The following is an 18479-nucleotide window of genomic DNA, read 5'->3' as shown; positions in this document are numbered from 1 at the left end:
CCATGAACAGATTGATTAGATTTTTAAGTGTATGTTTACTTCTGTCTTTTGTCTTCCCTGTGCAGGCAAAGGTGGAGGACGTGACGAATGAACCGAATCAGGTGTACCTCTTTTCCTATTCGAACCGTGACGGACGCAGCGGCCTGAAGTTTGCCTGGAGTCCCGACGGAGAGAAGTGGTTTAGCGTGGCCGATGGATTTGCCTATGTGAATTCCGACTTCGGTCCGTGGGGACGGGCGAAGACTATGTTCAAGCCCCATTTGATGCAAACCCGTGCCGATGGCAAATGGCATTGCATCTGGGAAGCTACGAATACCGGTAAGGCACTTGCCTATGTAACCTCTCCCGACTTGCAGAAGTGGGAAGCACAGAGTTATTTCTCTCCCGAAGAACGTAGCAAGTATGAACCCAAAGATGTGTATCCCACCACTCAGAAGAAGGTATTGGTGAATGGTTCGGAAGAAGAAGGCTGGGTGCAGGAAGTTCCTTATACTACCGTGCAGCAGATCATCCGCTATGCCGAACATAAGAAATACCGCCAGTCCCTGAACGCTGAACGTACCGAGCAAGACCCTGTACGTTTTGCCAACCTCAAGCCTGTAGAGGCTACTATCCAGGTGAATGCAGATCAGGCGAAAGAGATCAGCAAGCATCTGATTGGTATCTTTTTTGAGGATATCAACTATGGAGCGGACGGCGGCTTGTATGCCGAACTGGTTCAGAACCGCGACTTTGAGTATACCCCGACCGATCGTGGTAACGATCAGAACTGGAATAGTACTCACTCCTGGAGTGTTCAGGGCAGTGATGCTACATTGAGCATTGCAACGGAAAATCCTATTCATCCTAATAACTCCCATTATGCTGTTTTCGATGTGAATGCAGCTGAACAAACAGCATTGGTGAATGCCGGTTTCGACGGCATAGCCTTGAAGAAAGGCGAGAAATATGACTTCTCACTCTTTGGTAAAGTACTTGAGGGTAAAGGAGGCAAGGTACTTGTGAACTTGGTTGATAAAGATGGAACAATTATAGCACAAACTGCCGTAAACGTAACATCTAAAGAGTGGAAACAACAGAAAGCAGTCCTGACAGCCACAAGTGATGCGGCTGCTGCATCTCTGTCCATTGTTCCCCAGGCTGTCAGTAAGTATGCGCTGGATATGATTTCCCTCTTTCCGCAAAAGACCTTCAAAGGTCGTAAGAACGGACTTCGTGCAGATCTGGCACAAACGCTTGCCGACTTGCATCCCCGTTTCGTACGTTTCCCCGGTGGTTGTGTGGCTCATGGCGATGGAATAGATAATATTTATGATTGGAAAGGCTCTATAGGTCCGTTGGAAGCCCGTAAGCCGCTCCGCAATCTTTGGGGATACCATCAGACACGCGGTCTGGGATACCACGAATACTTCTTGTTCTGTGAAGATATGGGTGCGGAGCCCGTACCTGTGCTTGCAGCCGGTGTACCTTGTCAGAACTCCGGTACCTGTGCCCACCATTCCAAGGATGAACTGACTTGCATGGGACAGCAGGGTGGTATTCCGATGGAAGAAATGGATCAGTACATCCAAGATGTTCTCGACCTGATAGAATATGCCAACGGAGATGCCCGCAAAACCGTGTGGGGTAAGAAGCGTGCGGAAGCCGGACATCCGAAACCATTCAACCTGAAGTTCATCGGTATTGGTAATGAGGACATGATTACACCTGTCTTCGTGGAACGTTTTAAGATGATATTTGAAGCCGTAAAAGCAAAGTATCCTGAAGTTACCGTGATTGGTACTACCGGTCCGTTCTACGAAGGTACGGATTATGAAGTAGGTTGGGATCTTGCTACCGAACTGGGTGTACCGATGGTAGATGAACACTACTATGTAGAACCGGGCTGGATGATTCACAATCAGGAATATTACGACCATTACGACCGTAGCAAAGCGAAAGTTTATTTGGGCGAATACGCCGCTCACCTGCCGGGACGCCCCAATAATGTAGAAACTGCGCTTGCCGAAGCTCTTTACCTGACGGCCGTAGAACGTAACGGTGATGTAGTAGAAATGACTTCTTATGCTCCTCTATTGGCTAAAGAAGGCCATACACAATGGAATCCGGATTTAATCTACTTTAATAATGCGGAAGTAAAACCCACAGTAGGCTACTATACCCAACAGATGTATGGTCAGAACGCCGGTACCGAATACCTGTCTTCTACGGTAAAACTGAATAATGGCTGGGATGCCGTGAAGAAACGTGTCGGAGTATCAGTTGTGAAAGACGCTAATACCGGAGATTATATCGTGAAGTTAGTGAATATGCTTCCGGTAGAAGTTTCTTCCCAGGTGAAGTTGGACGGGGTTACTTTGGTAAATCCTTCGGCTACAAAAACGATATTGACAGGTGATCCGAAAGACAGAGGAGCTAAACCCGCTTCTTCTGATTTCAAGGTAGAAGGAAATGACTTTTCTTACTCTATGCCTGCTTATTCGTTTACAGTGATACGTATCCATCAGAATATTGAAAAGAAAAAATAAGATATAATAATGAGAAAGTTAACTGCCCTTTTTGCTTTGTCTCTTGCTTTGAGCATGCAGGCACAACAACATGTAATGACCGTCGACGTTTCTAAACCGACGGCAAAGATACAACCTGAAATGTATGGCATCTTTTTCGAAGATATCAACTTCGGTGCCGATGGCGGTCTGTATGCCGAACTGGTAAAGAACCGTTCGTTTGAATTCCCACAACCTTTCGTGGGTTGGGTGCCTTTCGGTAATGTAACCGTTCAGGATGCAAATCCTTGTTTTGACCGCAATCCTCACTATGTACGCGTAGTGAATGACGGCCGCCTGCTGCGCGCCGGACTGGATAATGAAGGTTACCGCGGCATCGGTGTGAAGCAAGGTGAAGAATATCGTTTCTCCGTTTATGCCCGCACGCCGGATGCGAAGCCGATGAAGCTCTCCATCGAGCTTGTCAACTCCAATGCACAGAATCTGTTGAAGAAAGAAATCGAAGTCAGCGGCAATAACTGGCAAAAGCTGACGGCGGTGCTGAAATCTCCTTTCACAGATGCTCATGCCCGCCTGCGTATCGTCCTCGAAACACGTGGTACGGTGGATATGGATCATATCTCCCTGTTCCCTGTGAATACTTGGAAAGGACGTGAGAATGGTCTGCGTGCCGACCTCGCACAAGCCCTTTATGACCTTAACCCGGGCGTATTCCGTTTCCCCGGTGGTTGTATCATCGAGGGTAACAGTCTTGAAACCCGTTACCAGTGGAAGAATTCCGTAGGCCCTGTTGAAAACCGCCCTCTGAATGAAAACCGCTGGAACTACACCTTCAAACATAAAGCCTTCCCTGATTATTTCCAGACTTTGGGACTTGGTTACTTCGAATACTTCCTGTTGAGCGAGGACCTCGGTGCAGAACCTCTTCCGGTAATCAGCTGCGGGCTCTCCTGCCAGTACGAAAGTAACGAAGTGGTTCCGATGGATGCACTCGATCCGTACATACAGGATGCACTCGACCTGATTGAATTTGCCAACGGTCCTGTTACTTCCAAGTGGGGAAAAGTGCGTGCCGATATGGGACATCCCGAACCCTTCAATCTGAAGATGATCGGTATCGGTAATGAACAGTGGGACAAGGTTTATGTAGAACGTTTGGAAGCTTTCACAAAAGCTATCCGTGCGAAATATCCTGATGTGAAGGTTGTAGGTAGTTCCGGTCCGAGTGCCAGCGGTGATAAATTTGATTATCTCTGGCCCGAAATGAAGCGTATCGGTGTAGACCTGGTGGACGAACACTACTACATGAATCCTGATTGGTTCTTTGGCAATGCGTCACGCTATGACAATTACGACCGCAAAGGTCCGAAGGTTTTCGCCGGAGAATATGCTTCACACGATCATTCCACGAAGAAGGATAACAACTTCCTCGCTGCCCTTTCCGAAGCTGCCTTTATGACGGGACTGGAACGGAATGCGGATGTCGTTCATCTGGCTACTTATGCGCCGTTGTTTGCTCACGTAGACGCTTGGCAGTGGAATCCGGACCTGATCTGGTTCGATAACTTGCGCATGATGCGTACACCGAATTATTACGTTCAGCAGATGTACGGTATGAATGCCGGTACCGATGTACTCAGCCTGAAGATGGATGGCAAAGCAGTAGCGGGGCAGGACAGCCTCTATGCAACAGCTGCACTGAATGCGCCTACCGGAGAAATCATCCTGAAACTGGTGAATGCAAGCAGTAAGCCTGCCGATGTTCAGATCGATTTCAATGGTTTGAAGAAACGTCAGTTGGTGGCCGGTTCCTGCACTTACTTACAGAACGACAATTGGCGCGCGGTAAATACGCTGGACCAGGAAGCGATTGTTCCTCGTGTACGTCCGGTACAGGTAGAAGGACAATCTCTGAAGCTGAAACTTGAACCACGTTCGTTTGGAGTGTACCGGATACAGTAGCTCTTTGAACTCTATTCCCCCTTTTTTGAACTATTATTCACCCTAAAAAAAGTTCATTCACCCTATCTTTGTAGCGGTATGCAGAAAATATTCTTCATACCGCTATAAACATACTAATTTTATATCCATGAAGAAACATCTTATTACCGGACTCTTTGCAGCCCTGGCTCTGACTGCAAATGCACAGTCCTTTAAAGAGTGGCTTGATCCGGAAATCAATGCCGTGAACCGTGCTCCCATGCACACTAATTACTTTGCATACGAATCGGCAGATGCCGCCATGCAAGGCAAGAAAACCCAATCTACTAATTACATGACTTTGAACGGTACCTGGAAATTCTCTTGGGTACGCAATGCCGACCAGCGTCCCACCGACTTCTGGAAAGTAGGTTTCAATGACAAAGGCTGGAATAATCTGCAAGTTCCCGCTGTGTGGGAATTGAACGGTTATGGCGATCCTATTTACGTAAACACCGGCTATGCTTGGCGTAACCAGTTCCAGAACAATCCTCCTGAAGTTCCTACAGAGAACAATCATGTAGGTTCTTACCGTCGTGAGATCATTGTTCCTGCCGACTGGAAAGGAAAAGACATTATCGCTCATTTCGGTTCTGTAACCTCCAACATGTATCTCTGGGTGAATGGCCGTTATGTAGGTTATAGCGAAGACAGTAAGCTCGAAGCCGAATTCGACCTGACTCCTTATTTGAAGCCCGGACAAACGAATCTCATCGCTTTCCAGGTATTCCGTTGGTGTGATGGAACCTACTTGGAAGACCAGGACTTTTTCCGTTACAGTGGTGTGGGACGTGATTGCTACCTCTATGCCCGCAACAAGAAACGTATCCAGGACATCCGTATTACTCCCGATCTGGACGAGACATACAAAAATGGTTCTCTGCGTGTGACGCTCGACCTGAAAGGCAGCGGTAACGTAAATCTGGAATTACTTGATGCTGCCGGCAAGGCAGTAGCTACGGAAACAGCCAAAGGCAGCGGTACCATTCTGATGAATGTGGAAAATCCGCATAAATGGACCGCCGAAACTCCTTACCTCTATACACTGCGTGCCACTTTGCAAGGCAGTAACGAAGTGATCCCCGTAAAGGTAGGCTTCCGTAAGATCGAATTGAAAGGTGACCAGATCTTAGTAAACGGCCAGGCCGTTCTCTTCAAAGGTGCCGACCGTCATGAAATTGATCCGGATGGTGGTTATGTCGTATCTCCCGAACGTATGATTCAGGATATCCAGATCATGAAGAAATTCAATATCAACGCTGTGCGCACCTGTCACTATCCTGATGACAACCTGTGGTACGACCTTTGCGATCAATATGGTCTGTATGTAGTGGCTGAGGCTAATATCGAATCACACGGTATGGGTTATCGTGAAAAGACACTGGCTAAACGCACCGACTATGCCAAGGCTCACATGGAACGTAACCAGCGCAACGTACAACGCGGCTTCAATCATCCCAGCATTATTTTCTGGTCATTGGGTAACGAAGCCGGCTTCGGACCTAACTTTGAAGCCTGTTACCGTTGGATCAAGAATGAAGATTCCAGCCGTGCCGTACAATACGAACAGGCACATGGAAACGAGTTTACCGACATCGACTGCCCCATGTATGCCGATTACAAGCACATGGAAAGATATGGCCAGCGTACAGATGCCAAGAAGCCTCTTATCCAGTGTGAATATGCCCACGCTATGGGTAACTCACAGGGCGGTTTCAAAGAATATTGGGATCTGATCCGTAAATACCCCAACCTGCAGGGCGGTTTCATCTGGGACTTCGTAGACCAGTCCGTTCGTTGGAAAGGTAAAGACGGTGTGACTATCTACGCTTATGGCGGTGACTTCAACCGTTACGACGGTTCCGACAAGAACTTCTGTGATAATGGCCTGATCAGTCCCGACCGTGTTCCCAATCCGCACATGTACGAAGTGGGTTACTATTATCAGAACATCTGGACAACTCCTGCTGACCTGAAGAACGGCGAAGTGAACGTGTACAACGAAAACTTCTTCCGTGACCTTTCCGCTTACTATCTGGATTGGCAATTGCTTGCTAACGGTAAAGTAATTCGTACCGGTCGTGTAGAAGACCTCAACGTAGCTCCGCAGCAGACTGCCAAAGTGAAACTGAACATCGGCAAAACCTGCGAATGTAAAGAATGGTTGTTGAATGTAACTTATCGCCTGAAGAACCGCGAAGGTCTGCTTCCCGCCGGATATGCCGTAGCCAAAGACCAGCTTGTACTGAACCCCTACAAGGCTCCTGCTATGGACCTGAAGAATGTAGAAGTTGTGAATACTCCTACCGTTGCTCCTCAAATCCAGGAAAACGACTGGCGTTATCTGATCATCAACGGTGATAACTTCCGTCTGGAATTCAACAAACATACCGGTTACCTGAATCGCTACAACGTAGCAGGCACGGAATTGATGAACGAAGATGCCGAACTGGCACCTAACTTCTGGCGTGCACCTACGGACAATGATTTCGGTGCAGGTTTGCAACAGAAATTCGCTGCCTGGAAGAACCCGGGTCTGAAGCTGACTTCCTTCAAATGGGAGACAGTAGACAATCAGACAGTGGTACGTGCAGAATACGAAATGAAGAATGTTTCTGCCAAACTGGATCTTACTTATGTAATCAACAACAAGGGTGCTGTAAAGGTGACTCAGAAGATGACTGCCGATCCGCAGGCTAAAATATCTCATATGTTCCGTTTCGGTATGCAGATGCAGATGCCCAAGACTTTTGAAACTGTAGAATACTATGGCCGTGGCCCGGTAGAGAACTACAGTGACCGTAATCATTGTACAGATCTGGGATTGTATCGCCAAAGTGTAGATGAACAATTCTATTCTTATATCCGTCCGCAGGAAACAGGTACGAAGACCGATATCCGCTGGTGGAAGCAACTGAACGATGCCGGACGCGGTTTGCAAATTGTAGCTGACGTTCCGTTCTCCGCATCAGCCCTGCACTATACTATCGAGTCTCTGGATGATGGTTGGGACAAAGGTCAGAGCCACTCTCCCGAAGTGAAAGAAGCTAATCTGACAAATCTCTGCATCGACAAGGCTCAGATGGGCTTAGGATGTGTGAACAGTTGGGGTGCATGGCCGTTGCCACAATATCAGTTGCCTTATGGTGACTATGAATTTACGTTCATTCTTACTCCGGTACAACACGGTATAGAAATTGAATAAGTTATAGATACGCGGACGACGCGGATGAAGCGGGCAAACGCGGATTTGTGATTATTCCGTGTTTGTCCGCTTCATCCGCATCGTCCGCGTACTATTCTCATTATATTAAAAGAACTAATATGAGAAAAGAATTATTGGTGTTTATATTTACCTTGTGTTCTGTCCTTGCATCTGCCCAGCAGAAGGTTCCGAACCGTTTTCGTACCAACATCCCTCTCGATTCTATCCACCTGAGTGACCCCTGCATACTGGCTGATAAGAAAACTTCTACTTATTATATGACCGGTACCGGCGGCCTCCTTTGGAAAAGCAAAGACCTTGCCCGTTGGGAAGGTCCTTATCGTGTAGCAGAAACTGATCCTGACTCCTGGATGGGCTCTAAACCCGAAATTTGGGCAGCCGAACTGCACGAATACAACGGAAAATATTACTATTTCGCCACTTTTACGAACAACGCCATCAAGATTGATACCGTAAAAGGAAACGTCATCCCCCGTCGTGCCAGCCACATCCTGGTCAGTGATAAGCCGGAGGGTCCTTATAAACCTATGAAAGACCCCACTTACCTGCCTGAGAATATGCCTACCCTTGATGGCACATTCTGGGTGGACAGTGATGGGAAACCTTATATGGTTTATTGCCACGAATGGCTGCAAAACTGGAACGGTACGATGGAAAAGATTGAATTAAAGCCCGATTTAAGCGGTTCCATCGGCAAAGGAAAGATTCTTTTCCGTGCCAGTGACTCTCCTTGGAGCCGCGAGAAGATGGGAGACAAAGTATTGCCCAACCGTGTAACTGATGGGCCATGGCTTTTTCGTACAGGTACGGGTCGGTTAGGTATGATATGGACAAGCTGGGTATTCCAGGACTATACACAAGGAGTTGCCTATTCCGAAAGCGGAACTCTGGATGGACCCTGGATACAAGAGAAAGAACCGATCACTCCGCCTAACTTCGGACATGGAATGTTGTTCCGTACTTTGGATGGTGAGTGGATGATGTCTGTTCATAGTCATAAAGATGTGAACGGGCGGTATATTCGTATTCCGCACCTGTTTAAAGTCGATTTATCGGGGGATAAACTGAAAATTGACTGATTTATCACCTTTTATGAAACAATTGTGCTACTACTGAATAAAAATTTCACTCTATCTTTGCAACATCAACAATAGGTTATAGATTAACATAAGATTGGTATTAATAAACAAAGGGTAGTTTTTAAGTCACAGTTTTCAGTAGGTAGTTGTTATAAGAGGCGGACATTCTTTCAGGTAGAAAAGATGTCCGCTTTATTTTTTTATTGCTTCGCTTTTTCTTTTAAAAGGATTCATGAAATCGTGGAAATAGCAGATTTATTCTTAATTTTGCCATGAAGAATCTAAGTGACCTGAAAATATGAAGATACATAAAAGAGGAGAAATGCAAATCGCAGAATTTATAGTTTTTGTGATACTTTTGGTATGTCATGTTTTTCCTTTACAGGCAAATGTAGCAGTTGTGCGGAATCTGGATAATGGAAGTGGGTTGCAGGACCCGCAAGTAAATTGTATTACGAAGGATTCAAAAGGATTTATCTGGTTTGGTACTCTAAATACAATTCAACGTTTTGATGGTGTGCGATTTAAATGTTTTAACTTTCCGGAATGGGTAGAAAAAGTCTTTGTAATAAAAGAAATAGAGAATAATGATTTTTGGGTAGGAACGAATAAAGGACTATGGAAGTACGAAGTTAGATCAGGAACTTTTCTTCGCATATATGCTGAAATTAATTTTCCGGTTCGTTCTTTGTGTTATATAAATGGTAAGGTTTATGTGGGAACTTCCAACGGCATATACATTATTAATGAAAAACAAAAGATGGAACATCTTCGGGTCACCGATGAAGTTTCGGCGTATAATCAAATTATAGGTGCGTATGCTACTGCTAAAGATATTTGGTTTCTTTCCCCTGAGGGAGTTATTGCTTACACATTATCTACCGGAAGTATTCGTGTTTATGGTAAGGAAGCTAAGCTCACATCAAAATTCTCATGCATAGTTGGCGACGAAAAACTACTTTATATAGGTACCACTACTCACGGAGTAGTAGCGTTTGATATGCTTTCGGGAAAATATTCATCTTTTCTCCCTATGGTAGGGAATAATCGTATTTCAGCTCTTTCTTTGCATGATGGAATATTATGCTGCGGAACTTTAGGCAGTGGCGTTTCTTTTATTTCTCTTCCCGAACAGGAAATTGTTCATTCTATATCTACCATGCCTAATGATAATGATGAATATCTGACTTCAGATATGGTATCTTGCCTGTTGTTGGATGATTTGAATGTATTGTGGATAGGAGGTACTCGCTATACGGGAATAGATTATCTGCAATTTCGTAATAAAGCTTTTCATTCTTATAGGATTAGGAACCAGGAACTACGTAATATAACATTTGATTGCCTGTATTTGGTTGATGATGTAAAACTTTTAGGAACTCCCAATGGCTTCTATTATATTTGCGATTCAAAGTCGCAGATTGAGTACTTCCCTTCTTCTCCGGAAAGATTTAGTTTCGGAGCGATTTCGACTTTCATTAAGTTTAATGATGATATTTTGATTGGAACAAGAGGAGGAGGAGCTTATAAACTGAATAGACAAACCTTGCAGATTTCGAGGTTCACTGATATTAATTTGACTGTGAATTCTTTTACAATAGACAATCAAGGACGTTTATGGATGACGACATTAGATGGACTTCATTGTTATAATGAACAGTTGAAGGTTGAAAAAGTATATACAAGCCTGAATTCAACGTTGGTCGATGATAAAGTTAATTACTTGTATATAGATGCTAAGAAGAGATATTGGGTAGCTACTGATAAGGGATTGCAATTTCTGAATATTAAAGATGATTCTTTTTCAAGCGAGAGCTTGCCAGCCGGACTTCATGAATTGCCACCGGTGACTTATATGACGGAAGATCGTCAAGGTAACTTCTTATTCTGTTTTAATAAAAACAGGGCATTTATCTGTGATAGTATTTTTAGTCATTTACGTTATGTGTGTACTCCCGAAGATGCTGGTTATTTGGGGTATTCTATACGGGAGGTTTTGCAAGATAAGACTGATAACTATTGGTTTGTCGGATCACGTGGCGTCGTAAGGGGAGATAGCACTTTCAGTCATTTTACTCTGTTTTCTTCTACTGAAGGGCTACCGGAACCTTTTTCTAATGATGGTCAGTTATGTGGAGATACAATTTGGCTGGCTACTGCTAAAGGTATTGTATTTGCTGATATTCATTCTATTCCCCAGTCTGCTCCTACTGTTATTTCTGACTTTTTGGTAAATGGTGTGTCTATGCTGGGTAAATATGAGGAACTGATAGAAGAAAGAGGTGTTATAGTTTTGCCTGACGATCAAAATACTTTGGACATCACTTTTGCTACACTTACTTATGATGCTCCGGATCTGATGATATATGAATATCAATTAGAGGGATATGATAAAGAGTGGAAAATATTGAGAGGTATAAACTCGATCAAATTCTCTAATTTACCTTCCGGAGAGTATACCTTTAAAGTGCGTAAGCAAATGGATGAGAACAGTATGCAGAGTTTTCGGATAAGAATCCGTTCTTCTTTATCTGCATGGTTGTGGCTGGGAGTTGTTTTCGGTGTGGTTGTGGCAGCTGGTGTCATTTATGTTATTTGGAAAAAGCATTCCGGGAAAAGTACTGTTCTGATGAAACCACTCCATAATGAGGAAGAAAAATACCGTTATAATAAAAAGATAAGTGAAGAAGAAGCTCAAGCCTTAATTAGTAAGTTGAAAAATTATATGGAACAAGAACGAGCTTTCCTGAATCCGGACCTAAAACTAGCCCATGTAGCGGAAGCAGTAGGCACTTCTGCTCAAACACTTTCGCAAATTTTCAATGTAAACCTTAAGATACGCTATTATGATTTTATCAATGAGTATCGTATTGATGAGTTTAAGCGATTAGTCAATTCTAATGAAAAAGATCGTTATACTCTGAAAGCATTGGCGGGGCTGTGTGGTTTTAGTTCGTATACTACTTTTTTCCGCGCATTTAAAGATACTACCGGTATTACTCCCAATGAATATATGCAGCAGGTTGAATCTGCTGGAAAATAATTGTGATGTATTCTCTTTTGGGGCTTTGCAATATCGTATTTGTATTGCATACGATTATTTGCAATCGTGGGAATTAATTGCCAATTCATTGTAATATAGAACTTTAAATTTAATTGTGTTTCATACGAATAAAAGGAATATAAGAACCCGTATTTTATATGGTTCTAAGTCTTTTCATGCTTAATTTTGTTGTCGGTAGTTGATATAAGCCGGCATATCAGCTCCTCTTTTTTAGGTACAATTTAAATTAATATTTATGAAACGACACAGTCAAATGTTATGTTTACTCAGAAGGCTTTGGGTAACTTGTATGATGTTATGTATTACCATTTTCTGCGTACATGCCCAGCATGTTGTCACAGGTACGGTAAAGGATGTAGCTGGTGAACCGGTTATAGGTGCCAATATATTGGTGAAAGGCACCACTAATAATGGTACGATTACTGATATAGATGGCAATTTTTCTTTGGAAGCACCGACCAGAGGAGTCTTGGAAGTTTCTTTTATCGGTTATGTAAAACAAGAAGTTTCAATAGGTGGAAACAAACATATAAATATTATATTAGTAGAAGATGCCACAACGCTTGATGATGTGGTGGTGATAGGTTATGGTACGACAAAGAAAAGTGACCTGACAGCTTCCGTAGCTTCTGTAAAAGGAGATGTAATTGCCGCTTCGGCATCTACCAGCATTACCGATGCTTTGCAAGGTAAGGTGCCGGGCATGGATATTCAGGCATCACGTTATGAAGGTGATGATCGCGGTATCCGCATCCGTGGTTCACGTTCATTGAATGCCAGCAACACTCCGTTGATAATAGTGGACGGAGTACCGGCCTCATTGGATGTGGTGAACATGAATGAAGTTGCATCTATCGAGATCTTAAAGGATGCGTCAAGTGCAGCGATTTACGGTTCCCGTGGTGCCAACGGCGTGATTATAATTACAACTAAACGTGGAAAGACGGGTAAAACAACCGTTAGCTATGACGCTTTCTATGGAATCAGCAAACCGCATTTTATGGATATGATGCAGGGAGAGAAGTTCGTGCAAATGCGCAGGGATTCATACAAAATTGCTAATGATTTATGGGGACAGGAAGTGAGTGATGAAAAAATATTTTCGAATGAGGAACTTCAGATGATTCGTAATGGAGAATACTATGATTGGCAGGATTTGGTATTCCGTGATGGTTCCACACAAAAGCATAACCTGTCTGTATCTTCAGGTAACGAGAAAACAAAATTCAGTTTGAGTTTTGCATACGAAAAGGATAAAGGTTACAATCAGAACAGTGAAGCAAAGAAGTTCTATTTCACATCTACTGTTGATCATAAACTTACTTCTTGGCTTGATTTGGGGGCAACAATGCGTTTGCGTAAGCGGAACAGCAGTGGATTTGCTACTTATGGACAAGCACTGTTTTATGGAACACCTTTATCAAAGCCCTATGATGAGAGTGGAGATCTGATCATGTATCCTAATCCGCAGGAGTCCAGCGTAAGTATCCTTGCAGACTATGTGGACGGGCAGTATGCCAATGATACGGAGAATACAAGTGTGAATATGGTTTTCTCTGCAAATGTACATCCGTTACGTAATTTGTCTTTACATAGTAATTTCGGCTATACATATAGTGATACGAAAAAAGGGTTCTTTTATGGAAGTGAGTCTTTTCAGGCAAACGGCGGGTTAAATCGTTCAGGTAAGAGCGGCCAGAATTCATATATGATGACCTGGAATAACACGTTGACCTATGATAATACTTTTAATGAGCATCATATCACGTTGGATGCTATCACCGAAATACAAAATTACCAGTATGACGATATGTCGGCCGAAGGCAAGAATCTGGATGTAGAGCAGTTACTTTATCATAATCTGGGTACTAATACTGAGAATCAGAAAATAGGAAGCGGTTACAGCAACTGGGCATTAGCTTCATTTATGGGACGTGTGCGCTACGACTATCAGGGAAAGTATCTGGCCAATATCTCGGTACGTTCGGACGGTTCATCTCGTTTGGCCAAAGGTAACCAGTGGGCTACATTCTTCTCAGGAGGTTTGGCATGGAGAATTTCAGAAGAACCGTTCATGAAAGATATAAGGTGGATTTCTAATCTGAAGTTGCGTTATGCTTATGGAACAGTAGGTAATCAGGCTATCGATCCGTATTCTACTTTGGCAGGTTTGGGAAGTTATGGTTATCAGTTTGGAGAAGGCGGAAAAGGCATTTATGCTTACCGACCCGATAAATTGGTAAACAAAAAGTTGAGTTGGGAAATAACTCACACCAATAATATAGGTTTGGACTTTGGATTGTTCAATAACCGTCTTTCCGGTTATATTGAATTCTATGATACCCGAACAAAAGACCTGCTGATGCAGCGTAGCATACCTCTAACTACCGGTTTTTCGCGTATTTGGCAAAATATCGGTAAAACACAGAATAGAGGTATCGAGTTTTCTTTAAGCGGTATATTAGTAGATACAAAAGATATACAGTGGGATATGAACCTGAATATGTCAGTCAATGAAAATAAAATCATAAGCCTGACAAACGATCAGGATGATATTTCAAATAAATGGTTTATTGGTAAGCCTATCAATGTGATTTATGATTATGAAAAAATCGGTATCTGGCAGACTAGTGAAGCAGCAGAAGCAGCTAAATATGGTTGCAAACCGGGAGATGTGAAAATCAGAGACTTGAAATCGGATGGACAGATTACGGCTGATGATAAAAAGATCCTTGGTTCTACCGATCCGAAGTATATTGTTTCATTAGGCAGCTCGTTCAAGTGGAAGAATTTGGATTTCTCCTTTAATATTTCAAGTAGATGGGATTATGTTTTCTATGATGATGCTTACGGCTGGCACGTGATTCTGACCGGTACCCGATGGGTGCCCGATGTTAATTACTGGACACCGGATAATCCTTCAAACGATTATCCGAGAGCGGATGCAACTTGGGCCGATCATCGTGAGTTGTGCGGATATATGAAAGGCGATTATATCAAAATGCAGGATATGACATTGGGATATGATTTTCATTCATTACTTAAACGATATATTCCGGTGAGCAAAGCACGTTTTTATGTGCAGTTGCGCAATGCCTTCTATTTGTATAGGGCAGCTAAAGAAGATGTGATTCCCGAATCTCCTTCTATAGAACTGACAGTACCGAAGAGTATTAATTTTGGTGTAAATCTAACTTTTTAAAATAGAACGATATGAAACTCAATTATAAATTATATTCAGTTTGTCTGTTTTTATTAATGACATTCTGTGGTTGTGACAGTTTTCTGGAAGAAACTCCGAAAGGGTCTATTAACGATACGTATGCACAGACGGAAAAAGGTGCTGAAGCTGAGTTGCTGTCATTGTATCAGATCAATACCGAACTTCTGGAACAGTGGTTTATGGTAGGGGAATTAGGAAATGACCTGATGGCTTATGGAGGTAATGTACGTGACTACTGGAAAGGACTGATTACCTATACCGATACATACATGATTGATAATAGTAGCAACGAAGGCCTCTGGAAATGGTTGTATGTAGCACTTTCCACCATCAATACAAGTATCAACTCGATTAATGCCGCAGATTTTCATTCGGAAAGTAAGCGCAGTGAACTTCTTTCGGAAGCTCACGCTTTGCGTGCCTTTTATTTACATCAGATTGTTGAAATCTATGGACCTGCCGCATATTATGCTGAGATGCCTATTACCAGTCCGGAAGAGATAGGAGGAACTCAACCGGGGATTGCTGCTTTTTATAAGCGTATTCTTGCAGACCTGGAGATTGCAGACCAAAGTCTGAAAGCACCTTCCGAAGTACGTTCATCAAATTTCGGGCGTATGGATCAGGGTATTGCCAAGGCCATTCGGATGCGTGTCTTGATGTCTCTGGCAGCTTATGATGAAACATTGATCGGTGAGGTTGGGATGCAGAACAAAAAGCACTGTTATGAAGAAGCGGTGAGAGTGGCTACCGAATTAAAGAATGACTATGGATATAAATTAGAAAGTGATTTCAGTCGCATCTTTTCACCGGATAATACTGAAAATAGTGAGATTATCTGGTCCATACAATATGGCAACACGACATTTGATGCTCAGAATAATTTCATCCATCGTTATTGGGTTTCACAGGTAAACCGTTCGGTGCGTTCTTATTCTAAGACAATCAATGGTCTGCAAGCGCATAGTGTCTTCTATGGTCGTGAATATCGTGCTGTGATGCCTACTTATTATTTTATTCATGTATTTAATAAGTATGATAAGCGTCGTGATGCAACTTTTATATCAGGTTACTGCCGTACTGACGATTGGAATGAACTACCAGATTTTTCGGACACTTTATTGATCCGTGCACTCGATGTTCTTCCTCAAGAAGTTAAGTCGGCTTATGAGGATAGAGGTATTATCTGTGATGATGTAGCCGATATTTACGATATAGAAACGGGAGCAGTCCTTAATAATTCCAATGTTCGTAGTTGTGCCAATAATGTGACTAAATGGCTGGATAGCAGTCGGTCAACTGCAAAACAGGAATATGCCTATAAGGATGCAATCTTGATTCGGTTGGGAGAAGTCTATGTGACGTTGGCAGAAGCGTATACCCGTCTAGGCAGGAAAGATGAAGCGGCACAGGTGATAATGGAACTCCGTCAACGGGCTTTGATGCCAGGACACGAAGAAGCATTGACTGTAAATCCGGAAGATATTGATATTTCATTTATTCTGGATGAAGGAGCCCGTGAACTGGGAGGGGAACTCTTCAGATGGCAAATGCTGAAACGTGCGCTGGACAAAGATGCATTCTGCCAATGGATTAAAGAGAAAAATCCCGATACAAATCCGGAAAATGGAGTAAATGGAATAGGGATTAAACCCTACCACATTAATCGTCCGGTACCCTTGTCCACTATTAATAGTTACAAGGTTCTGAATATAGAGTTTAAGCAAAACGAAGGTTATGCACAATAATTAGAAAACAAAACAATATGAAGAAGCTTTTATTACTTACAATTTCAATTCTGATATGTGTGTCCATGAGTGCCCAAAATCCACCGATTACTCCGGCGTGGGCTTTTGAACATGTAGCGTGGGAAGATAGTATTAATACGGCGGATGGGGCAAAAGCACTCGTCGACGGGTATTTAGAACGTAATATTCCGGTAGGTGCTGTTATCATTGATAGTCCTTGGAGTACGACCTATAATGACTTTAACTGGGACACGCAACGCTATTCGGACCCGAAGGATATGATTAATTATTTTAAGAGTAAAGATGTGAAGGTGCTTCTATGGCTTACAGGAGCAGTCAATATAAAGTGTAAGGATACCCGTTTTCAAAAAAGCGATACGTATGATGAGGTCGTTTCTAAAGGGTATGGCATAAATCAGGGTAAGCCGCATGTCTGGTGGAAAGGAGAAGGGGTACATATCGACTTTACAAATAAAGAAGCAGTAGCTTGGTGGTATAAGCAACTGGATAAAGTCTTTATCGATGGTGTCTATGGCTGGAAGGTCGATCAGGGAGAATTCTGGTTTGGAGATATTCTCGATACGTCTATTGGTCAGATGAGTAATGAGCAGTTCCGCCCTTATTACTACGATGCTATGTACGATTATACGGTAAAAAAGAACCCGCAAGGCATCATTATCGCTCGTCCCTATTCACATCAGGGAGGTTATGCAGCCAGTGTGGAAAAGATGAATATGGGATGGTGTGGAGACTTTTCCGGTGACTGGAAGGGTTTGAAACTGCAAATTCAGAATATTTATCAGTCGGCAAAGCGTGGCTATGGTTCACCGGGATGCGAAGTTGCTGGTTTTTTCATGAAGCGTTCCAATAAAGAGCAGTTTGTGCGCTATGCACAATTTGGATGTATGACCGCCTGTATGATTAATGGCGGTGAGAATGGCGCTTTCAGTAATCATCTGCCTTGGTGGCATGGCACAGACGTAGAGAATATCTATCGTTATTGTGTTGTTTTGCATGATGAACTGATTCCCTATTTATTTTCAACAGTTGTGGATGCACATTTGCATGGTGGGTCTTTGATAAAAAATGCATCTTATGAGGAAGAAAGCCATCAGGTGGGAGATTATTTATTTACCAAAGCTATCACGTCGGCTGATAACCGTGTATCGTTTCATCTTCCTTCCGAAGGAGAATGGATTAATTTCTATGATGGGACTAAGTATGCTCCCGGCAGTTTGATAGAGGAAGTGTATGCGTTAGAGCGTTTTCCCTTATTTGTGAAGGCAGGAGCCATTCTGCCGCTGAATGTAACTAGTGGGCTAACCGGACTGGGTGATGCTTCGATGGTGGGACGCAAAACTATCATGATATATCCTAATGGGACCGCTACTCGTCAGCTGCATCTTCCGTGTGGAGATGGCATTGAGTATGAAGATTGTCTGGTGACTTATGATGAGAAGACGGGTAAACTGAAAGTTAGCAGTGGTACATCTCAGAAATATACTTTTATTTTAAAGAATATGCCGTCTGTGAAGAAAGTGAAGAATGTTGCCTCTTGGAAGTATAATGCTGAAAAGCAGGAACTCCGTATTGATGTCGAAGGTAGTACTTTAGACATAGAAATACGTTGATAGCTATAGGAGGGATGGACG

General features: G+C 43.1%; 8 protein-coding genes. All 8 read left to right on the top strand.

Going from position 1 to position 18479, the window contains the following annotated elements; translation table 11 throughout:
* The first annotated feature begins 2 nt into the window (after nucleotides 1–2).
* The 8 genes from BWI44_RS13355 to BWI44_RS13320 all read left to right on the top strand — a co-directional run bounded on the left by BWI44_RS13355 (nucleotide 3) and on the right by BWI44_RS13320 (nucleotide 18458).
* The gene (locus tag BWI44_RS13355; RefSeq protein ID WP_195208394.1) at nucleotides 3–2528 is read left to right on the top strand and encodes an alpha-L-arabinofuranosidase family protein; all 2526 of its coding nucleotides are present in this window, start codon (nucleotides 3–5) and stop codon (nucleotides 2526–2528) included.
* A 9-nt stretch (nucleotides 2529–2537) separates the two neighbouring features.
* Nucleotides 2538–4469, top strand: a complete 1932-nt coding sequence (locus tag BWI44_RS13350; protein WP_138291865.1) for an alpha-L-arabinofuranosidase family protein — start codon at nucleotides 2538–2540, stop codon at nucleotides 4467–4469.
* Nucleotides 4470–4596: 127 nt separating this feature from the next.
* Entirely contained in the window at nucleotides 4597–7692 is a 3096-nt protein-coding gene (gene lacZ, locus BWI44_RS13345; RefSeq protein WP_195208393.1) for a beta-galactosidase, LacZ type, read from the top strand.
* A 119-nt stretch (nucleotides 7693–7811) separates the two neighbouring features.
* Complete coding sequence (locus tag BWI44_RS13340; protein WP_195208392.1) at nucleotides 7812–8792, top strand: glycoside hydrolase family 43 protein; 981 nt, start codon at nucleotides 7812–7814, stop codon at nucleotides 8790–8792.
* A 298-nt stretch (nucleotides 8793–9090) separates the two neighbouring features.
* Entirely contained in the window at nucleotides 9091–11835 is a 2745-nt protein-coding gene (locus BWI44_RS13335; protein WP_195208391.1) for a two-component regulator propeller domain-containing protein, read from the top strand.
* 256 nt (nucleotides 11836–12091) lie between these two features.
* Nucleotides 12092–15058, top strand: coding sequence for a SusC/RagA family TonB-linked outer membrane protein (locus BWI44_RS13330; protein WP_286814540.1), 2967 nt, complete (start codon nucleotides 12092–12094; stop codon nucleotides 15056–15058).
* Between the two features lie 11 nt (nucleotides 15059–15069).
* Nucleotides 15070–16827, top strand: coding sequence for a RagB/SusD family nutrient uptake outer membrane protein (locus BWI44_RS13325; RefSeq protein ID WP_229036068.1), 1758 nt, complete (start codon nucleotides 15070–15072; stop codon nucleotides 16825–16827).
* 17 nt (nucleotides 16828–16844) lie between these two features.
* Nucleotides 16845–18458, top strand: a complete 1614-nt coding sequence (locus tag BWI44_RS13320; RefSeq protein ID WP_138291870.1) for a TIM-barrel domain-containing protein — start codon at nucleotides 16845–16847, stop codon at nucleotides 18456–18458.
* Nucleotides 18459–18479: the final 21 nt, after the last annotated feature.

Origin of the sequence: Bacteroides sp. Phil13, assembly GCF_001940965.1 — a bacterium.
Taxonomy (GTDB): domain Bacteria; phylum Bacteroidota; class Bacteroidia; order Bacteroidales; family Bacteroidaceae; genus Bacteroides; species Bacteroides intestinalis.
Note: the sequence above shows the minus strand (reverse complement) of the source record. Positions and strands in the feature narration are given on the sequence as shown.

What these genes read in the sequence shown, in the direction of transcription:
- BWI44_RS13355 (WP_195208394.1), top strand. Translation starts at nt 3, where the DNA reads ATGAACAGATTGATTAGATTTTTAAGTGTATGTTTACTTCTGTCTTTT.
- BWI44_RS13350 (WP_138291865.1), top strand. Translation starts at nt 2,538, where the DNA reads ATGAGAAAGTTAACTGCCCTTTTTGCTTTGTCTCTTGCTTTGAGCATG.
- lacZ (WP_195208393.1), top strand. Translation starts at nt 4,597, where the DNA reads ATGAAGAAACATCTTATTACCGGACTCTTTGCAGCCCTGGCTCTGACT.
- BWI44_RS13340 (WP_195208392.1), top strand. Translation starts at nt 7,812, where the DNA reads ATGAGAAAAGAATTATTGGTGTTTATATTTACCTTGTGTTCTGTCCTT.
- BWI44_RS13335 (WP_195208391.1), top strand. Translation starts at nt 9,091, where the DNA reads ATGAAGATACATAAAAGAGGAGAAATGCAAATCGCAGAATTTATAGTT.
- BWI44_RS13330 (WP_286814540.1), top strand. Translation starts at nt 12,092, where the DNA reads ATGAAACGACACAGTCAAATGTTATGTTTACTCAGAAGGCTTTGGGTA.
- BWI44_RS13325 (WP_229036068.1), top strand. Translation starts at nt 15,070, where the DNA reads ATGAAACTCAATTATAAATTATATTCAGTTTGTCTGTTTTTATTAATG.
- BWI44_RS13320 (WP_138291870.1), top strand. Translation starts at nt 16,845, where the DNA reads ATGAAGAAGCTTTTATTACTTACAATTTCAATTCTGATATGTGTGTCC.